At 68.9% G+C, this 15,531-nt stretch carries 13 protein-coding genes and 1 tRNA gene; 10 read left to right on the forward strand and 4 right to left on the reverse strand.

All coding sequences use genetic code 11. From position 1 onward, the window contains the following. Nucleotides 1-83: 83 nt before the first annotated feature. The 3 genes from J1C47_RS18415 to J1C47_RS18425 all read left to right on the forward strand — a co-directional run bounded on the left by J1C47_RS18415 (nucleotide 84) and on the right by J1C47_RS18425 (nucleotide 2,705). Nucleotides 84-596 (forward strand): L,D-transpeptidase, encoded by a 513-nt coding sequence (locus J1C47_RS18415; protein ID WP_207352255.1) that lies wholly within the window; start codon nucleotides 84-86, stop codon nucleotides 594-596. Nucleotides 597-837: 241 nt separating this feature from the next. After that, on the forward strand, nucleotides 838-1,578 hold the full coding sequence (locus tag J1C47_RS18420) for a DUF1007 family protein (RefSeq protein ID WP_342592014.1): 741 nt from the start codon (nucleotides 838-840) through the stop codon (nucleotides 1,576-1,578). Between the two features lie 41 nt (nucleotides 1,579-1,619). Beyond that, nucleotides 1,620-2,705 carry a nickel/cobalt transporter gene (locus J1C47_RS18425; RefSeq protein ID WP_342592015.1) on the forward strand — a complete coding sequence of 362 codons (1,086 nt, stop codon included), beginning with the start codon at nucleotides 1,620-1,622 and terminating at the stop codon, nucleotides 2,703-2,705. Nucleotides 2,706-2,712: 7 nt separating this feature from the next. Here J1C47_RS18425 and J1C47_RS18430 read toward each other — a convergent pair whose 3' ends face one another. Next, complete coding sequence (locus J1C47_RS18430; RefSeq protein WP_207352256.1) at nucleotides 2,713-3,471, reverse strand: gamma-glutamyl-gamma-aminobutyrate hydrolase family protein; 759 nt, start codon at nucleotides 3,469-3,471, stop codon at nucleotides 2,713-2,715. A gap of 274 nt (nucleotides 3,472-3,745) precedes the next feature. On the opposite strand from J1C47_RS18430, the gene J1C47_RS18435 reads away from it, so the two are divergent. Continuing rightward, nucleotides 3,746-4,849 carry a TRAP transporter substrate-binding protein gene (locus tag J1C47_RS18435; protein ID WP_207352257.1) on the forward strand — a complete coding sequence of 368 codons (1,104 nt, stop codon included), beginning with the start codon at nucleotides 3,746-3,748 and terminating at the stop codon, nucleotides 4,847-4,849. A gap of 184 nt (nucleotides 4,850-5,033) precedes the next feature. Here the strand turns inward: J1C47_RS18435 and J1C47_RS18440 are convergent, their stop codons facing one another. Continuing rightward, a complete protein-coding gene (locus tag J1C47_RS18440; RefSeq protein WP_207352258.1) occupies nucleotides 5,034-5,972 on the reverse strand; it encodes an ATP-binding protein in 939 nt (312 codons plus the stop codon). Between the two features lie 268 nt (nucleotides 5,973-6,240). On the opposite strand from J1C47_RS18440, the gene yajC reads away from it, so the two are divergent. The 5 genes from yajC to J1C47_RS18465 all read left to right on the forward strand — a co-directional run bounded on the left by yajC (nucleotide 6,241) and on the right by J1C47_RS18465 (nucleotide 12,744). Next, complete coding sequence (yajC, locus tag J1C47_RS18445) at nucleotides 6,241-6,582, forward strand: preprotein translocase subunit YajC (RefSeq protein WP_207352288.1); 342 nt, start codon at nucleotides 6,241-6,243, stop codon at nucleotides 6,580-6,582. A gap of 129 nt (nucleotides 6,583-6,711) precedes the next feature. Further along, nucleotides 6,712-9,309 carry a protein translocase subunit SecDF gene (gene secDF / locus J1C47_RS18450; RefSeq protein WP_207352259.1) on the forward strand — a complete coding sequence of 866 codons (2,598 nt, stop codon included), beginning with the start codon at nucleotides 6,712-6,714 and terminating at the stop codon, nucleotides 9,307-9,309. Between the two features lie 4 nt (nucleotides 9,310-9,313). After that, on the forward strand, nucleotides 9,314-9,697 hold the full coding sequence (locus J1C47_RS18455; RefSeq protein ID WP_207352260.1) for an Mth938-like domain-containing protein: 384 nt from the start codon (nucleotides 9,314-9,316) through the stop codon (nucleotides 9,695-9,697). Nucleotides 9,698-9,834: 137 nt separating this feature from the next. Next, on the forward strand, nucleotides 9,835-10,749 hold the full coding sequence (locus J1C47_RS18460) for a phytoene/squalene synthase family protein (RefSeq protein WP_207352261.1): 915 nt from the start codon (nucleotides 9,835-9,837) through the stop codon (nucleotides 10,747-10,749). A gap of 156 nt (nucleotides 10,750-10,905) precedes the next feature. Further along, entirely contained in the window at nucleotides 10,906-12,744 is a 1,839-nt protein-coding gene (locus J1C47_RS18465) for a DUF4153 domain-containing protein (RefSeq protein ID WP_207352262.1), read from the forward strand. A 30-nt stretch (nucleotides 12,745-12,774) separates the two neighbouring features. Here J1C47_RS18465 and trmFO read toward each other — a convergent pair whose 3' ends face one another. Both trmFO and J1C47_RS18475 read right to left on the reverse strand, forming a co-directional pair. Then, complete coding sequence (trmFO, locus tag J1C47_RS18470; protein WP_207352263.1) at nucleotides 12,775-14,199, reverse strand: methylenetetrahydrofolate--tRNA-(uracil(54)-C(5))-methyltransferase (FADH(2)-oxidizing) TrmFO; 1,425 nt, start codon at nucleotides 14,197-14,199, stop codon at nucleotides 12,775-12,777. A 609-nt stretch (nucleotides 14,200-14,808) separates the two neighbouring features. After that, a complete protein-coding gene (locus J1C47_RS18475) occupies nucleotides 14,809-14,952 on the reverse strand; it encodes a DUF1127 domain-containing protein (RefSeq protein WP_207352264.1) in 144 nt (47 codons plus the stop codon). Between the two features lie 409 nt (nucleotides 14,953-15,361). On the opposite strand from J1C47_RS18475, the gene J1C47_RS18480 reads away from it, so the two are divergent. Beyond that, a tRNA-Leu gene (locus J1C47_RS18480) sits at nucleotides 15,362-15,446 on the forward strand. The last annotated feature ends 85 nt before the right edge of the window (nucleotides 15,447-15,531 follow it).

Raw genomic sequence — 15,531 nt, forward strand, 5'->3', positions numbered from 1 at the left:
TGAAGGCAGCCCGCTCCTGTCGCAATGATGACCGCGAAGTGCCCTTTACCGGTCGTTCAGATTCCTCGTGCCACGGTCGAGCCATGCGCCATCGTCTCCTATCCGCCCTCTTCGCCGTCGCTCTTTCGGCCGCACCTCTGCCCGCCCTCGCCAAGGGAACCGGGCCGCAGGACGTCGCCTTCGACGCGGCGGCCGATCCGGGGTCGATCGTCATCCGCACCTCCGAGCGAAAGCTCTATCTCCTGACGGGCAACGGCCGGGCGCTTCGATACGACATCGCCGTCGGCAAGCCGAGCGAACAGTGGTTCGGGCGCAGCTGGGTGTCGATGAAGCGGCCGCGTCCGACCTGGATTCCGACCCCCGACATGCGGGCGAACAAGCCGAGCCTGCCGGAATCCGTCGGTCCGGGGCCGCACAATCCGCTGGGCGAACGGGCGATGAATCTCGGCTGGACGTCCTACCGCATCCACGGCACGAACTCGCCGCGCTCGATCGGTTCGGCGGCCTCGGCCGGCTGCTTCCGCATGCGCAACGCCGACGTCAAGGATCTCTACGACCGCGTCCATGTCGGCGCGCAGGTCTATGTCGAACAATAGGCCCTGATCCGGCGGGCCGGCCGGGGCGTCGTCGCGCCGGACCGGCCGCCGAGATGCCTTCCTGCGTGCGTCGCAGTCGCGTCCGCGCAGGCTCCGCCGCGCCAGCCGTGAAGCGTCGCTGCGGCCGGCGACCACGCGGCGCGCCTGTCCCCCGCAAGCGGAACGCGTGAGGGCTGCCAGCAGCCCACGGCGCGCGCTCGGACATCGAGGTCCGCGCAAGCTTTTCGTGCGAGGTCCGCCGGTGGCGGATCCGATCCACACTTCGGCCACTCTTCTCGGCTTCAGCACGAGGGTCGAAACCACGGGGGGCACGGTGATCGCAGGTCGCAACGCTTGGCTGGCGGGTCTTGCCGCGCTGTTCGCCGCCCCTTCGGCGGCCGACGCCCATCCGCACGTCTTCGTCGAGCCGCATGTCGAGATCGTCGGCAACGCCGCCGGCGAGATGACCGCGATCCGCAACGTCTGGCGCATGGACGAATTGTTCTCGTCCTCCGTCGTCGTCGACTTCGACAAGAACGCCAACGGCACCCTCGACCCGGACGAACTCGACGCCGTCGGCGAGACGGTCCGCAAGTCGATCGCCGAATGGAGCTTCTATTCCTTCGTCCAGCTGGACGGCAAGGACGTCGATCTCGTGCCGCCGGAGCGGATGCACACGCTGTTCGAGGACGGCCAGCTGATCTTCTTCTTCGAGATGCCGCTGAAACAGCCGATTGATCTTTCGCGCCACAAGGTGAAGGTGTCGAATTTCGACGACAGCTTCTTCGTCGCCTTCGACTTCAAGGGCGCCGACGATTTCCAGCTGGTCGACCTGCCGGCGAATTGCCGCAAGAAGCTGCACGTGCCCGACGAGGACGAGGCGGCGAAGAACTGGATGAACACGATCGCCGGAATCGGCGCCGACGAGGCCGTGCCGCAGGACCAGGCGAACGCCTATGCGGACATTCTCGCGACGCGGCTGGAGGTCTCGTGCGCGGGGTGACCGGCCGGTCCGGCAAGGCGCGGGCGGATGGCGGGCCATCCGTGATCATCGCACCCGCATTGATCCTTGCCGCGATGCTCTTCGTTGCGTTTCTTGCCGCCGAACCGGCGCTGGCGCGCTCCTCGATCGGCATCGGCACGTCGGATCCGGTCGTCGCGCCGGGCAACGGCATGTTTTCGGCTCTGTTCCTGGAAATCGCGGCAAAGCAGCGGGAATTCTTTTCGGCGCTGCGCGAGGCGCTGATTGGGCTGAAGCGCGGGCAGGGCGCCTTCGTCTTCCTCGTCGGCCTGTCCTTCGCCTACGGCGTGTTCCACGCCGCCGGCCCCGGCCACGGCAAGGCGGTGATCTCGTCCTACATGCTGGCGAGCCGGGCGGAGCTGAAGCGCGGCATCGTCCTTGCCGTCGCCTCGTCCCTCGTCCAGGCGGCGAGCGCCATTCTCGTCGTCGGCGCCGGCTGGTATCTGCTGCGCGGCACCGGCATCTCGATGACCGACGCGACCGACTGGCTGGAGATCGCGTCTTTCGCGATGGTGACCGTCTTCGGGCTCTACCTCCTCCTGCGTGCCGCGTTGCGGATCGGCCGCACCTACAATCCTGGTCGCCGGCTGGCCGCGCTGCTGCCGCGCACAGCGCAGCGGACCGGCGGCCCCACCGGCTCGCTCGCCTTCGCGGCGCCGGCTGAGCCGCGGAGGGCCGTGATGCCCGCGGCGACGGCGTTCCGGAAGGACGTCGTCTGCGATGCCGGCGTCGATGACTGCGACTGCGGCCGGCCCCACATTGCGAGCCCCGTGCAGCTGCGCCAGCCGCTGACCTTCAAGTCCGCCGCTGCGCTCGTCCTCTCGGTCGGGCTGCGGCCCTGCGCCGGGGCGATCGTCGTCCTCACCTTCGCGCTGCTGAACGAACTCTATCTCGGCGGTCTCGTCTCGGTCCTCGCCATGTCGCTCGGAACGGCGATCACCGTTTCGGCGCTGGCGACGCTTGCCGTCGCGACGCGGGGCGCCGTCGAGCGCGTCGGCCGCCACGCCCGCCGCGCCGCCCTCGTCGGCAACCTTCTGGAACTCCTCGGCGCAGCGCTCCTGACCCTTATCGGCATCGGCCTTCTCGGCGGCGCCCTGACGACGCTCTGAGCGCTCCTCAGCGCCCGGCGTCGCGGCGCGCCCGGCAGGCCGCGCCGAACGCCTCGAAGATCGCCGCCGACGGCGCGTCGCTTTCTGCCCAGAACTCCGGATGCCACTGCAGGCCGAGCGCGAAGCTCTTCGCCCCCCGCACCGACACCGCCTCGATCGTCCCGTCCGGAGCGGTCGCCTCCACCGCAAGGCCGTCGCCGAGCCGGTCGATCGCCTGCCGGTGCAGGGAATTGACGCGGATCGGCCCGGCTCCGACCACGGAGGCGAGGAGGCCGCCCGGGGTAACCGCGACGTCGTGGCGCGTCGCATAGCGCTCGCGCTGGTCCTCGTGGGTGATGGCGCGATGGTCCATCCGCCCGTCGAGTTCCTGGATCTCGGTCTGCAGGGTACCCCCGAAGGCGACGTTGAGCTCCTGATGCCCGCGGCAGATCGCAAGGAGAGGCAGGCCGCGCGCGAGGCTCTGGCCGATCAGTGCGTCCGTCAGCGCGTCGCGGTCGCGGTCGAACGGCTCGAAGGACGGGCTCGGCTCGACGCCGTAGCGTTCCGGATGGACGTTCGAGGCAGAGCCCGTCGTCAGCACGCCGTCGACCCGGTCGAGGACGGCGGCAAGGTCGATCTCGCCGATCATCGCCGGGACGATGACCGGCACCGCGCCGGCGACCCGCACCAGGGCCTTGAGATAGGTGTCGGGGCTGGCATGCCAGCGATACTTCTCGAAGTCGCGGACGTCGGCCGGAACCGCGACGAGGGGGGGATTGGCGGACATGGCGCTGCCTTTCGGGATCATCGCCGACGAGATAGCCCGCGACGCAGCGGCCGCAAAGCCCCGCCGCCCCGACTCCGTGCCCTCGCCACTCATGCCCCGCGCCGCCCTCGGCCGGCGGCGCGGGCGTTTTGGAAATACGCGCCCCGATTGCCTCGGCGGCTTTTCATCGCCGCCTCGCAAAGCTAAACACAAAGACCGCCGCGGGATGGATCGACCCGCCGCGACCTTCGTGCCGGCGAGGCCGGAGGCACCGACACTTGGGAGGAGTTTCATTTTGGATCGTCGTACATTCATCACCAAGGCAGGCATCGGCGCCGGCGCCGCGGCAGCCTCCACGCTCGCCGCGCCGGCGATTGCCCAGGAGAACGAGAAGATCACCTGGCGCCTGACCTCGTCCTTTCCGAAGTCGCTCGACACGATCTACGGCGGCGGCGAGACAATCGCCAAATACGTGCGCGAGGCGACCGACGGCAATTTCGACATCCAGGTCTTCGCCGCCGGCGAGATCGTCCCGGGCCTGCAGGCGGCGGATGCCGTTTCCTCGGGAACGGTCGAGATGTGCCACACCGTGCCCTACTACTATGTCGGCAAGGACGTGACCTACGCCATGGGCGCGGCCATTCCCTTCGGCCTGAACGCCCGCCAGACCAACGCCTGGCACTATTACGGCGGCGGCATCGACATGATGAACAAATTCTATGCCACGCAGGGCCTCGTGGGCTTTCCTGCGGGCAATACCGGCGTCCAGATGGGCGGCTGGTTCCGCAAGGAAGTCAACACGCTCGACGACCTGAAGGGGCTGAAGTTCCGCATCGCCGGTCTCGCCGGCCAGATCATGTCGAAGCTCGGCGTCGTGCCGCAGCAGATCGCCGGCGGCGACATCTATCCCTCGCTGGAGAAGGGCGTCATCGACGGTGCCGAGTGGGTCGGCCCGTATGACGACGAGAAGCTCGGCTTCGTCAAGGTCGCGCCCTACTACTACTATCCGGGCTGGTGGGAAGGCGGGCCGACCGTCGCCGTCTTCATCAACAAGGACAAGTTCGAGGGGCTGCCGAAGAAGTACCAGTCGCTGCTGAAGACCGCCGCCCAGGCGACCAACGGCGACATGCTGGCCTCCTACGACTTCAAGAACCCGCCGGCGATCCGCCGCCTCGTCGACCAGGGCGCGCAGCTGCGGGCCTTCAGCCAGGAGATCATGCAGGCCTCCTACGACGCGGCGAAGGAAGTCTATGCCGACGTCTCGGCGAAGAATGCGAGCTTCAAGGAAATCTACGACAACCAGCTCGCCTTCAAGCGCGACGCCTATCTCTGGGCGCAGCTGTCGGAATACACCTTCGACACCTTCATGATGATCCAGCAGCGCAACGGCACGCTCTGAGGAGCGCCGGCACGCCCGGTCGATCGCCGATCGGCCGGGTCTGCCGCCAAGGTGACGTTTGCGACATCGCCGGATGCGAGCGGGCCGCCCCAGGGGCGGCCCGATCTGTTTGGGGCTGTCGGAACCGTGCGCGATGTGCCGGCCTTTGTGGCCGAGCGGTCATGACCGACTGCACGGCGGCCGGTCAGTCGCGTCGGCGGGAGCCGACATCGGCGCCCGCTTCGGCGCGCAGCGGCCGGCCGAGCCGTCCGGAAAGGTCCATGATGAACTGGTGGGCGACCCGGCCGGAGCGGCTGCCGCGGGTCGTCGCCCATTCCAGCGCCTGCCGTCGCAGGTCGTCCGGCGCGACCAGCTTCGCCAGGCCATAGGCCTCGACATAGCCGTCGATCATCGCGAGATACTGGTCCTGGCTGCAGTTGTGGAAGCCGAGCCAAAGGCCGAAGCGGTCGGAGAGCGACACCTTCTCCTCCACCGCCTCGCCCGGATTGATCGCCGTCGAGCGCTCGTTCTCGATCATGTCGCGCGGCAGGAGATGGCGGCGGTTCGACGTCGCGTAGAACAGGACGTTGTCCGGCCGCCCCTCGACGCCGCCCTCGAGCGCCGCCTTCAGCGACTTGTAGGCGGTGTCGTCGTGATCGAAGGACAGGTCGTCGCAGAAGAGGAGGATGGGAAAGGCCGCCCTGACCAGCATCTGCATCAGGCCCGGCAGATGTGCGATGTCCTCGCGCGGGATTTCGACGAGCTTGAGGGGAGGGTGGCCGTCGCGCACCGTCGCTTCGTTCACCGCCGCGTGCACGGCCTTGACCAGCGACGACTTGCCCATGCCGCGGGCACCCCAGAGCAGCGCGTTGTTGGCGGGAAGGCCGGTGGCGAAGCGCAGCGTGTTGTCGAACAGGATGTCGCGCGAGCGGTCGATCCCCTTCAGAAGCACGATCGGCACGCGGTTCACCCGCTCGACCGGCTTGAGGCCGAGCGAGGGCTCGAAGACGAAGCAGTCCGCCGCGGCGAAGTCCGGCTCCGGCGCCGGGCGCGGGGCCAGCCGCGCGAGGCTCGAAGCGATCTGTTCGAGGCTCGCGGCGATCCGGCGGAGCGCGCCGTCTTCGTCTTCGTTCACATGCGTCATCGTCGATCCGTCGATAGAATTTCGCGCGCGCCGCTTGGAGGCCGGTCGCGCCGACCCGGGGCGGGCTCGGGCGGCGGTGCCCGCGGCGCAACCGACGTCATAGGCGCGGCCGCGACGCGCGGCAATTGTCGCGGCTTGTTGCATTGGCCTAGGTCGTTCGTATATTGCGGCCACGTCGCGGCGGGCCTGCCGCCGCGTTTCGTGCGACTTTTGGCGTGTCCCTTGGCCGCCACGTGCGAAGCATAACACTCTACACGCGAGGTTGATGATGTTCGTCTCCGAGGCTTTCGCCCAGACCGGTGCTCCGGCCGGCGGCGGGAGCGAGTTGTTGATCAGTATTCTCCCGTTCATCGCGGTCTTCGCGATCATGTATTTCCTCATCATCCGGCCGCAGCGCTCGCAGATGAAGAGGCGGGAGGAGATGCTGAAGAACATCCGGCGCGGCGACACGGTCGTCACCGGCGGCGGCATCGTCGGCAAGGTCACCAAGGTGCTCGACAACGGCGAACTCGAAGTGCAGATCTCCGACCAGGTGCGCGTGCGCGTCGTGCAGGGCACGGTCAGCGAGGTGCGCGTCAAGGGCGAGCCCGCGGCGGCGAACAACAAATAGTCAATTGCTTGAATGAACGTCAGATCCTGACGTAGAATCGCCGTCTTCAGCCGCCATCGCGGCCCGTCGGCGAAACATGCTGAAACCGGACCTGAGCAGGGCGCGAGGTCCGAACCTTCCGAGACCGCCATGCTCTATTTCTCGCGCTGGAAGACGATTCTGATCTGGCTGACGGTCCTCGTCGGACTCGTCTACGCCGCGCCGAACGTTCTGCCGCGCAACGTCACCGATTCCCTGCCGGAATTCTGGCCGAACAGGTCGGTGACCCTCGGCCTCGACCTGCAGGGCGGTTCCTACATCCTGTTGCAGATCGACCGCGACTCGCTGATCAAGGAGCGGCTGCAGGCGGTGCAGGACGAGGTCCGCCAGCTGCTGCGCAACGAGCGCATCGGCTATTCGGCGATCTCGGCGAACGAGCGCACGGTCACCGTGCGGCTTCGCGATCCGGCGCAGGCCGACGCGGCGCGGGAGGCGTTGCGGCCGCTGACCCAGTCGATCTCGAGCGGCCTTCTCTCCGGCGGCGCGGTCTCCGAGGTGGCGCTCGCCGATCCGCAGCCGGGCGTCCTCACCGCATCGCTCACCGACGAGGGCGTCCGATACCGCGTCTCGACGGCGGTGACGCAGTCGATCGAGGTGGTGCGGCGCCGCGTCGACGAGCTCGGCACCACCGAGCCGGTCATCCAGCGCCAGGGCGACGACCGGATCATGGTGCAGGTGCCCGGCCTCGGCGATCCGCAGCGGCTGAAGGACCTGCTCAACCAGACCGCCAAGCTGACCTTCCAGCTCGTCGACCAGAGCGGCAATCCGGAAGAGGCCGCCCGTGGCGGCCGGGTGCCGCCGGGTGCCACGCTTCTCTACACCACCGACACGCCGGCGCGCCCGGTGCTCGTCAAGAACCAGGTCATGGTTTCGGGCGAGAACCTGACCGACGCCCAGGCCGGCTTCGACCAGCAGACCAACGAGCCGGTGGTCAACATCCGCTTCGACAGCCAGGGCGCCCAGCGCTTCGGCCGCGTCACCCAGGCGAATGTCGGCAAGCCCTTCGCCATCGTCCTCGACAACAAGGTGCTGTCGGCGCCGGTGATCCGCACGGCGATCCTCGGCGGCCAGGCGCAGATCTCGGGCTCCTTCACCGTCCAGAGCGCCAACGACCTCGCGGTGCTGTTGCGCGCCGGCGCCCTGCCGGCGACGCTCGACATCATCGAGGAGCGGACGGTCGGGCCGGGCCTCGGCGCCGATTCGATCGCCGCCGGCGAGATCGCCGGGGTGATCGGCGCCATCGCCGTCGTCGTCTTCATGCTCGCGGCCTACGGCTTCCTCGGCATCATCGCCAATATCGCGCTCGCCGTGAACGTCGTCCTGCTGTTTGCCGTCCTCACGGTGATCGGCGCGACGCTGACGCTGCCCGGCATCGCCGGCATCGTGCTCACCATCGGCATGGCGGTCGATTCCAACGTTTTGATCTACGAGCGTATCCGCGACGAGCGGCGGCAGGGCCGCTCGGTGGTGCAGGCGATCGACATCGGCTTCCAGAAGGCGCTGGCGACGATCCTCGACGCCAACATCACCACGCTGATCGCCGCGGTCGTGCTGTTCTTCCTCGGCTCCGGCCCGGTCCGCGGATTTGCCGTCACCCTCGCCATCGGTATCCTCACCACCGTCTTCACGGCCTTCACCCTGACCCGCTGGCTGGTGGCCGAGTGGGTGCGGCGCCGCCGCCCGCGCGAACTTCCCCGCGGCTACTTCCGGCTCGTGCCGGAAGTCACCCGCATTCCCTTCATGAAGGTGCGGCTGAAGATCTTCGGCCTGTCGATGGCGCTCTGCCTCGCCTCGATCGTCTCGCTCTTCGCCATCGGCCCGAATTTCGGCATCGACTTCACCGGCGGCACGCTGATCGAAGTCCAGGCGAAGCAGGGTGAGGCCGACATCGGCGATCTGCGCTCGCGGCTCTCGGCCGCCGGCATCGCCGATCCTCAGGTGCAGGAATTCGGCACCAACCGCGAGGCGCTGATCCGCATCGGTTCTGCGGGCGACGTCTCCGATTCCTCGCAGCAGGCGCTGGTCGACACGGCCAGCAAGGCCGTCGCCGCCGATTACGACGTCCGCCGTACCGAGGTGGTCGGGCCGACGGTGTCGGGCGAGCTCGCCTGGGCGGCGATCATCGGCGTCCTCGCCTCGCTGGTCGCCATCCTGATCTATGTCTGGCTGCGCTTCGAATGGCAGTTCGCCGTCGGCGCCATCGTCGCCACGGTCAACGACGTCATCCTGACGCTCGGCTTCATCACCGTGACGCAGCTCGACGTCAGCCTGTCGACTGTGGCGGCGATCCTGACGATCGTCGGCTACTCGCTCAACGACACCGTCGTCATCTACGACCGGGTGCGCGAGAATCTGCGGCGCTTCAAGAAGATGCCGCTCGGCCAGTTGCTCGACCTCTCCGACAACGAGATGCTGTCGCGTACCACCATGACCTCGGCGACGACGATCCTGGCGCTCGCCGCGCTGTTCGTCTTCGGCGGCGAGGTGATCCGCTCCTTCGTCGCCTCGATGCTGTTCGGCGTGGTCATCGGCACCTTCTCGTCGATCTTCGTCGCGGCACCGATCCTGATCTTCTTCAAGCTGCGGCCGACCGATGCGGCCGCCGCCGCCAAGGCGGCGGACGACGCGGAGAAGGCCGAGGCCGAGGATCCGACGGAGCGCACGACGATCAATGCCGGGCGGGCATGAGCCCATGCCCAAGGGAATCGAGATCCGCGAGGCCCATTTTCCGGGCCGCGCTCCGATCGAGGCCTATGGCAATGGCGGCTTCCGCTTCGCCTCGATGTCGCATCGCGGCTCGATCCTCTGCCTGCCATCCGGCATCTACGGCTGGTCGGCCTCGATCGGCGAGCCGTTTTCCGGCGAGCGGCTCGACATGGTGTTCGAGGAGGAGATCAAGTTTCTCCTGTTCGGCACCGGCCCCGACATCCGGCGCCTGCCCGCGGGGCTGAGGGAGCGGATGAAGCGGGCGGGGATTTCCTGCGACCCGATGTCGACGGGCGCCGCCGTCAGGACCTTCAACGTCATGCTGTCGGAGGGCCGGCCTGTCGGCGCGGCCCTCGTCGCGGTGGACTGAGCGCCGCCGCCTCAGGCGGATTGCCGGCTTCGCCACGGGCCGGACCGACGCGACAAACTATCGGCGAAACCGCTGCGGGAACCATTCGGGGCGATCGCCGGTCTTGTTCAGGCGACGAAACTCAGCGAGACGACCGGATGGCTGCGAGCGACCCTGATGCCTGCCGCAACATCGTCGAGACCGGCGATCCCGACCGGGCGCTGTCGCTCGCCTTCGCGCCGCCGGCCGCGCGCGCCGATCTCGCGGCTCTCTACGCCTTCAACGTCGAGGTCGCGCGGGTGCGCGACCAGGTCAGCCAACCGCTTCCCGGCGAGATCCGGCTGCAGTGGTGGCGCGACGCCATCGCCGCAACGGCACCGGGCACCGCCGGGGAGCCGTCGCCGAACACAGGCACAGGCACAGGCACAGAGACGGGCGGGCCGGGCGAAGTGCCGGGCGGCGGGGCGGCGGGCCATCCGGTGGCGAGCCGGCTGATCGAGGCCATCGCCCGGCACCGGCTGCCCGGCGCCGCCTTCGACCGCATGCTGGAAGCGCGGATCTTCGACCTCTACGACGATCCGATGCCGACGAGGCAGGACTTCGAGGCCTATGCCGGCGAGACAGCCTCGACGCTGATCGTGCTCGCCGCGACCATCGTCTCGCGCGACGCGGCCGACGCGATCGCCGACGCCGCCGGCCACGCCGGGGTGGCCCAGACGGCGGCGGGCGTTCTGAGGCTCCTGCCGATCCACCGGGCGCGGCGGCAGGCATACGTCCCGGCCGACATCCTCGCCGCCGCCGGCTGCACCGCCGAACAGCTGATCGCCGGCGAGGAAGCGCCGTCGCTGCGGGCGGTGGGCGCGATGCTCGCCTTCGGCCGGGAACATGCGGGTGTGGCACGACGGCATCTCGAGGCGCTGCCGAAGGACCTCAGATCGGTCTTCCTGCCGGCGCTCCTTGCAACGCCATATTTCGACCGTATCGAACGAGCCGGCGCATCCGTTCTCCACACCGCTCCCGACCTCTCGGCGCCGCGTAAGGTCTTTTCCTTCTGGCGGGCGATGCGCCGCTGAGACCGCCGGCGAGCCGGCCGGACGATGGCGGGGAACGCCGGCCGCCCCGACGGCGGGCGGGCGGCCGGGGCGCTCGCATCGAAGGCGTGCCGTCCTTGCCGTCGCGCGGCAGCGGGGGACGATCCCGACAACGCCCGACAGGAGACCGATCGCGGCATGCAGGAAGTGTCAGGGGAACCGCCGCGGCGGCGCTGGAGGGGCTGGTTCTCTCGTGCCGCCGCCTCGCTCGCCAGGGGTGCCGAGACCGCGATCCTGCGCTTTCCGGCCGGATCGCTCGCGATTGTCGTCTTTTCCCTCGTCAGCAATCTCTCCGCCGCGGGATACGACATTCCCGATCGGCAGGGGCTCGTCTGGCTGCTCGGGGCCCTCTATGGCGGCGCCGCCGCTTCGGTCGCCGCGACGCTCGCGGCCGAGGCGCGGGGGTGGCCGCGGCTCTCGGCGCAGATCCTCGCCTTCGTGACGCTCGCCGTCGCCGCCGTGGCGATCTATTCCGGCGGCCGCAGCGACAGCCACCTGCCAGCACTCGCTGCCGCGCTGACCTTCGCGATCCCGCTCGTGCCCTATGTCGGCAGAGGCGGTCCAGCCCGCTTCTGGACCTTCAGCCTGTGGGCCGCCGTCGGCGCGACGCTCGGTTTCGTGTCGGTGCTGCTCTTCGTGCTCGGGCTCTCGGCGATCCTCGAAATGGTCCGCTACCTCTTCGAGGTGGGGCTGAGTTCGCAGGCCTACGAGCACATCTGGATCACCGCCTTCACCCTCGTCGGGCCGCTCTTTGCCATGGGGCGCCTGCCGCGCGACTTCGAGGAGCGGCCCGAGACCGGCTCCGACCGGCTGGTCGGCGGCGTGCGGCTGCTCGTCGACTGGGTGGCGGTGCCGCTGGCCCTCGCCACCGCCGCGATCCTGCATCTCTACGCCGCGAAGATCGCCGTCAGCGGCACGCTGCCGAAGAACGAGATCGGCTGGATCGTCACCTTCGACGCCCTGTTCGTCCTGTCGCTCAGGATCGCGGCGGCACCGTTTCTCGACGGCGGTCCGCCGCCGACGCGCCTGTTCGCCCGGCTCTGGCCGTTTCTCCTTGGCGTGCCGCTGGTGCTCGCGGCGATCGGCATCGGCATCCGGATAAATGCCGAGGGCGTCACCATCGAGCGCTACTACGTCGCCCTCGCGATTCTCGCCGCGGCTCTCGTCCTATCGAGCCAGGCGCTGCCCCGGGCACGGGGAGACATCCGCGTCATGGCGGCGATCCCGGTGGTGCTGCTGGCGTTGTCGGCCTTCGGCCCCCTGGGGGCCGCGGGCGTGACGGCGCGGAGCCAGGTGGCGCGGATCGTTGCCGAGTTCGGCTCCCGCGTGCCGGGTTCCGACGTGATCGCGGTGCGCCAGATGGATCGTCGCAGCGAGGATCGGACGCGCCTGCGTTCCCGCCTCTATGCGCTCGACGAGGCAGGCCGCCTCGGCGATCTTAAGCCCTATCTCGATCCGGAACTCGCCGAGCGGCTGGACGCCGCGCTGCGAAGCGAACCGGATCGTGCCGTCGAGGTGGTCTCGACCGGCGTCGGGGCGGGTCTCACGGACTGGGCGGACGTCGCCGCGCGCGGCTTCACGGCCTTGAAGCCGGCCGAGATCGACGTCGGCGGATATGATCGGGCGCTGCTCGACCGGCGGGCGCTGCCGCGCCAGGGCGGCGAGCCGGTGACGGGTGACGGAGCCGGCGGCGCGGCAGGTGATCCGGGCGGTGTCGGCCTGTCCCTCGTCAAGACGGATCTCGTCGTCCGGCGCGGCGGCATCGAGGACCGCTTCCCGCTCGGCGCAGCGATCGACCGGCTGCCGGGCTCGATCTTCGAGGCCCAGCCGCAGGACGTCGCCATGCCGGTGGTCGAGGCGACGAGCGAGGCGGGCCGGCATCTGCGTCTTGCGGTCCGCCGCCTGACCCAGAGCGAGGACGGCTCGCTCACCTATCTCCAGTTCGACCTCTTCCTGCGCGCCGCCGACTGGCAATGACCTGCCGGCGGCCCGCGCCGGAGCGGCGGCCTATTCGGCGGCGAGCGCCGTGTCCGGCGCGCGCTCCAGCCATGCGGCGAAGTCGGCGAGCGCCCGGCGGCACAGGGCGCTTTTCTTCGCCGCGGCCTTTTCCTTGCCGCGGAACCGCTTCTGGCCCTCCGGCTTCTGGATGGCGCCCGGCTCGAGGGGCGCGAACAGGCCGAAATTGACGTTCATCGGCTGGAAGGAGCGCTTGCCGCCATCCTCCTCATGGGCGAGGTGGCCGCCGGTAATGTGGGCGAGCAGCGCGCCCGTCGCCGTCGTGTCCGGCGGGGCGTGAAGCGTCCTTCCCCGGCGCTCGGCGCTGGTGAAGCGCCCGGCCATCAGCCCGACGGCGGCCGATTCGACATAGCCCTCGCAGCCGGTGATCTGGCCGGCGAAGCGCAGATGCGGCCGCGCCCTGAGCCGAAGGGTCGGATCGAGCAGCACCGGCGAGTTCAGATAGGTGTTGCGGTGGAGGCCGCCGAGCCGCGCGAATTCGGCGTTTTCCAGGCCCGGGATCATCCGGAAGATGTCGGCCTGCGCGCCGTAGCGCAGCTTCGTCTGAAAGCCGACCATGTTGTAGAGCGTGCCGAGGGCATTGTCCTGGCGAAGCTGCACGACGGCGTAGGGCTTGACGTCAGGCTGATGCGCATTGGTGAGGCCCATCGGCTTCATCGGGCCGTGGCGCAGCGTCTCGGGCCCGCGCTCGGCCATCACCTCGATCGGCAGGCAGCCGTCGAAATAGGGCGTGCCTTCCCATTCCTTGAATTCCGTCCGGTCGCCCTCGGCGAGGGCGGCGACGAAGCGCTCGTAGGTCTCGCGGTCGAGCGGGCAGTTGACGTAGTCCTTGCCGGTGCCGCCGGGGCCGACCTTGTCGTAGCGCGACTGGAACCACGCCTTGTCCATGTCGATCGAATCGAAATGCACGATCGGTGCGATCGCGTCGAAGAAGGCGAGGGCGTCGGCGCCGGTCGCCGCACGGATCGCCTCGGCGAGCGAGGGGGCGGTCAGCGGGCCGGTGGCGACGATGGTTGTGCCCCACTCCTGCGGCGGCAGGCCTTCGACCTCGCCCCGCTCGATCGTGGCCAGCGGATGCTCGGCGAGCGCCTGGGAGACGGCGGCGGAAAAGCCCTCGCGGTCGACGGCCAGCGCCCCGCCGGCCGGCACCTGGTGCCGGTCGGCGGTCGCCATGATCAGCGAGCCGGCGAGGCGCATCTCGGCGTGCAGGACGCCGACGGCATTCGCCGTCGCGTCGTCCGAGCGAAAGGAGTTCGAGCAGACGAGCTCGGCGAGCCCGTCGGTCTTGTGGGCCTCGGTGCCGCGCACCGGGCGCATTTCGTGAAGGATGACGGGCAGGCCGGCCTGGGCGATCTGCCAGGCGGCTTCGGAACCGGCAAGGCCGCCGCCGACGACGTGGATGGGTGCTTCTGACATGCCGCCTGTCTACCGCATCGGCCGCACAATCGGAATCGGTTTTCAAAAAGGGCGGTGCGTCGGGGCAAAAAGGCAGGGCGACGCGGAGGACCACAGGGCCGAGGCGGCCGTTCCTCGCATGCGGTGCGGCCGACAAAGGCGGCCGAGGCGGGAAACACCGCCGCTGCTTGGTGAAATCGGCTTTGGAAACGACGAAGCCCGCCGGAGGGAGGATCCGGCGGGCTGCATTGGATGGTCTGCCGGTTGGGAGGAGGTTGGCAGACCGTTTTCCGCCTTGGCCTGGGAGGAGGATGGCCTTGGCGAAACCCTGAAACTTACTTGTCCTCCGAAGGGTCCGGAATGAGCCCGCCGGAGGGAGGATCCGGCGGGCTGCATTGGATGGTCTGCCGGTTGGGAGGAGGTTGGCAGACCGTTTTCCGCCTTGGCCTGGGAGGAGGATGGCCTTGGCGAAACCCTGAAACTTTCTTGTCCTCCGAAGTGCCCCGAATGCGCCCGCCGGAGGGAGGATCCGGCGGGCTGCATCGGATGGTCTGCCGGTTGGGAGGAGGTTGGCAGACCGTTTCCCGCCTTGGCCTGGGAGGAGGATGGCCGCGGCGGAATGCGAAGAACTCAGATGACGGTGCGGCGGGCGACGGCCGGGATGTCGGTGCGGGCGATGCCGAGGTCGGCGAGTTCGCGCTGCGACAGACGGTTCAGCTCGGAGACGGTCTCGCGGTAGCGGCGCCAGTTCTGGTATGAGCGGACAAGGTTCATGACGAACCTCCTTTCGATAATTTCGCTTCAGCCTCTGGGGACGGCGCCGTGGCGCCCGCCCTCTGTTGAGTTGCAAAGTATGCCCGCCCGGCCTCTGCCGGTAGAGGCCGGGCTGCATGGCTGCAATGCGGATTGTGCATCGCAACATAAATTGGAATTCTCCGAGGAAATCCAGATGGTTGGCCCCCATGAGCCGACGCGGTGGACGGCCGGTCGGTAAGCAATAAGTCACGAAACCTGCCTTATGCTGGGGGCGGTGCCCGCGGTCCGTCGCCGCCGCCGGCTGTCCGGCCGGCGCCGCGAGAACGCGGAAAACGCCGTCGGAACCCGGCGGTTTTGCCCCTTTCGTGCCAGGATGGCCGGTGATATAGAGGCGCGCGCTTCGTGACGTCCGCGGCTGACGCGCCTCGCGGGTGTGGCGGAATTGGCAGACGCACTTGGTTTAGGTCCAAGCGCCGAGAGGCATGGGGGTTCAAGTCCCTCCACCCGCACCATTTGCCGAATTCAACGAGATTGCGCTCGGCCAGGCCTTCGATCGATGCGGGCCGGCCCGTGCAGCACAACAGGATCGAGAAGGTA

This window comes from Jiella sonneratiae (assembly GCF_017353515.1).
Classification (GTDB): Bacteria; Pseudomonadota; Alphaproteobacteria; order Rhizobiales; family Rhizobiaceae; genus Jiella; species Jiella sonneratiae.

Bases quoted from the DNA above. Each gene is read 5' to 3' on its own strand.
- J1C47_RS18440 (WP_207352258.1), bottom strand. From the start codon at position 5,972: ATGACGCATGTGAACGAAGACGAAGACGGCGCGCTCCGCCGGATCGCC.
- J1C47_RS18460 (WP_207352261.1), top strand. From the start codon at position 9,835: ATGGCTGCGAGCGACCCTGATGCCTGCCGCAACATCGTCGAGACCGGC.
- J1C47_RS18455 (WP_207352260.1), top strand. From the start codon at position 9,314: ATGCCCAAGGGAATCGAGATCCGCGAGGCCCATTTTCCGGGCCGCGCT.
- trmFO (WP_207352263.1), bottom strand. From the start codon at position 14,199: ATGTCAGAAGCACCCATCCACGTCGTCGGCGGCGGCCTTGCCGGTTCC.
- J1C47_RS18465 (WP_207352262.1), top strand. From the start codon at position 10,906: ATGCAGGAAGTGTCAGGGGAACCGCCGCGGCGGCGCTGGAGGGGCTGG.
- J1C47_RS18430 (WP_207352256.1), bottom strand. From the start codon at position 3,471: ATGTCCGCCAATCCCCCCCTCGTCGCGGTTCCGGCCGACGTCCGCGAC.
- secDF (WP_207352259.1), top strand. From the start codon at position 6,712: ATGCTCTATTTCTCGCGCTGGAAGACGATTCTGATCTGGCTGACGGTC.
- J1C47_RS18415 (WP_207352255.1), top strand. From the start codon at position 84: ATGCGCCATCGTCTCCTATCCGCCCTCTTCGCCGTCGCTCTTTCGGCC.
- J1C47_RS18475 (WP_207352264.1), bottom strand. From the start codon at position 14,952: ATGAACCTTGTCCGCTCATACCAGAACTGGCGCCGCTACCGCGAGACC.
- yajC (WP_207352288.1), top strand. From the start codon at position 6,241: ATGTTCGTCTCCGAGGCTTTCGCCCAGACCGGTGCTCCGGCCGGCGGC.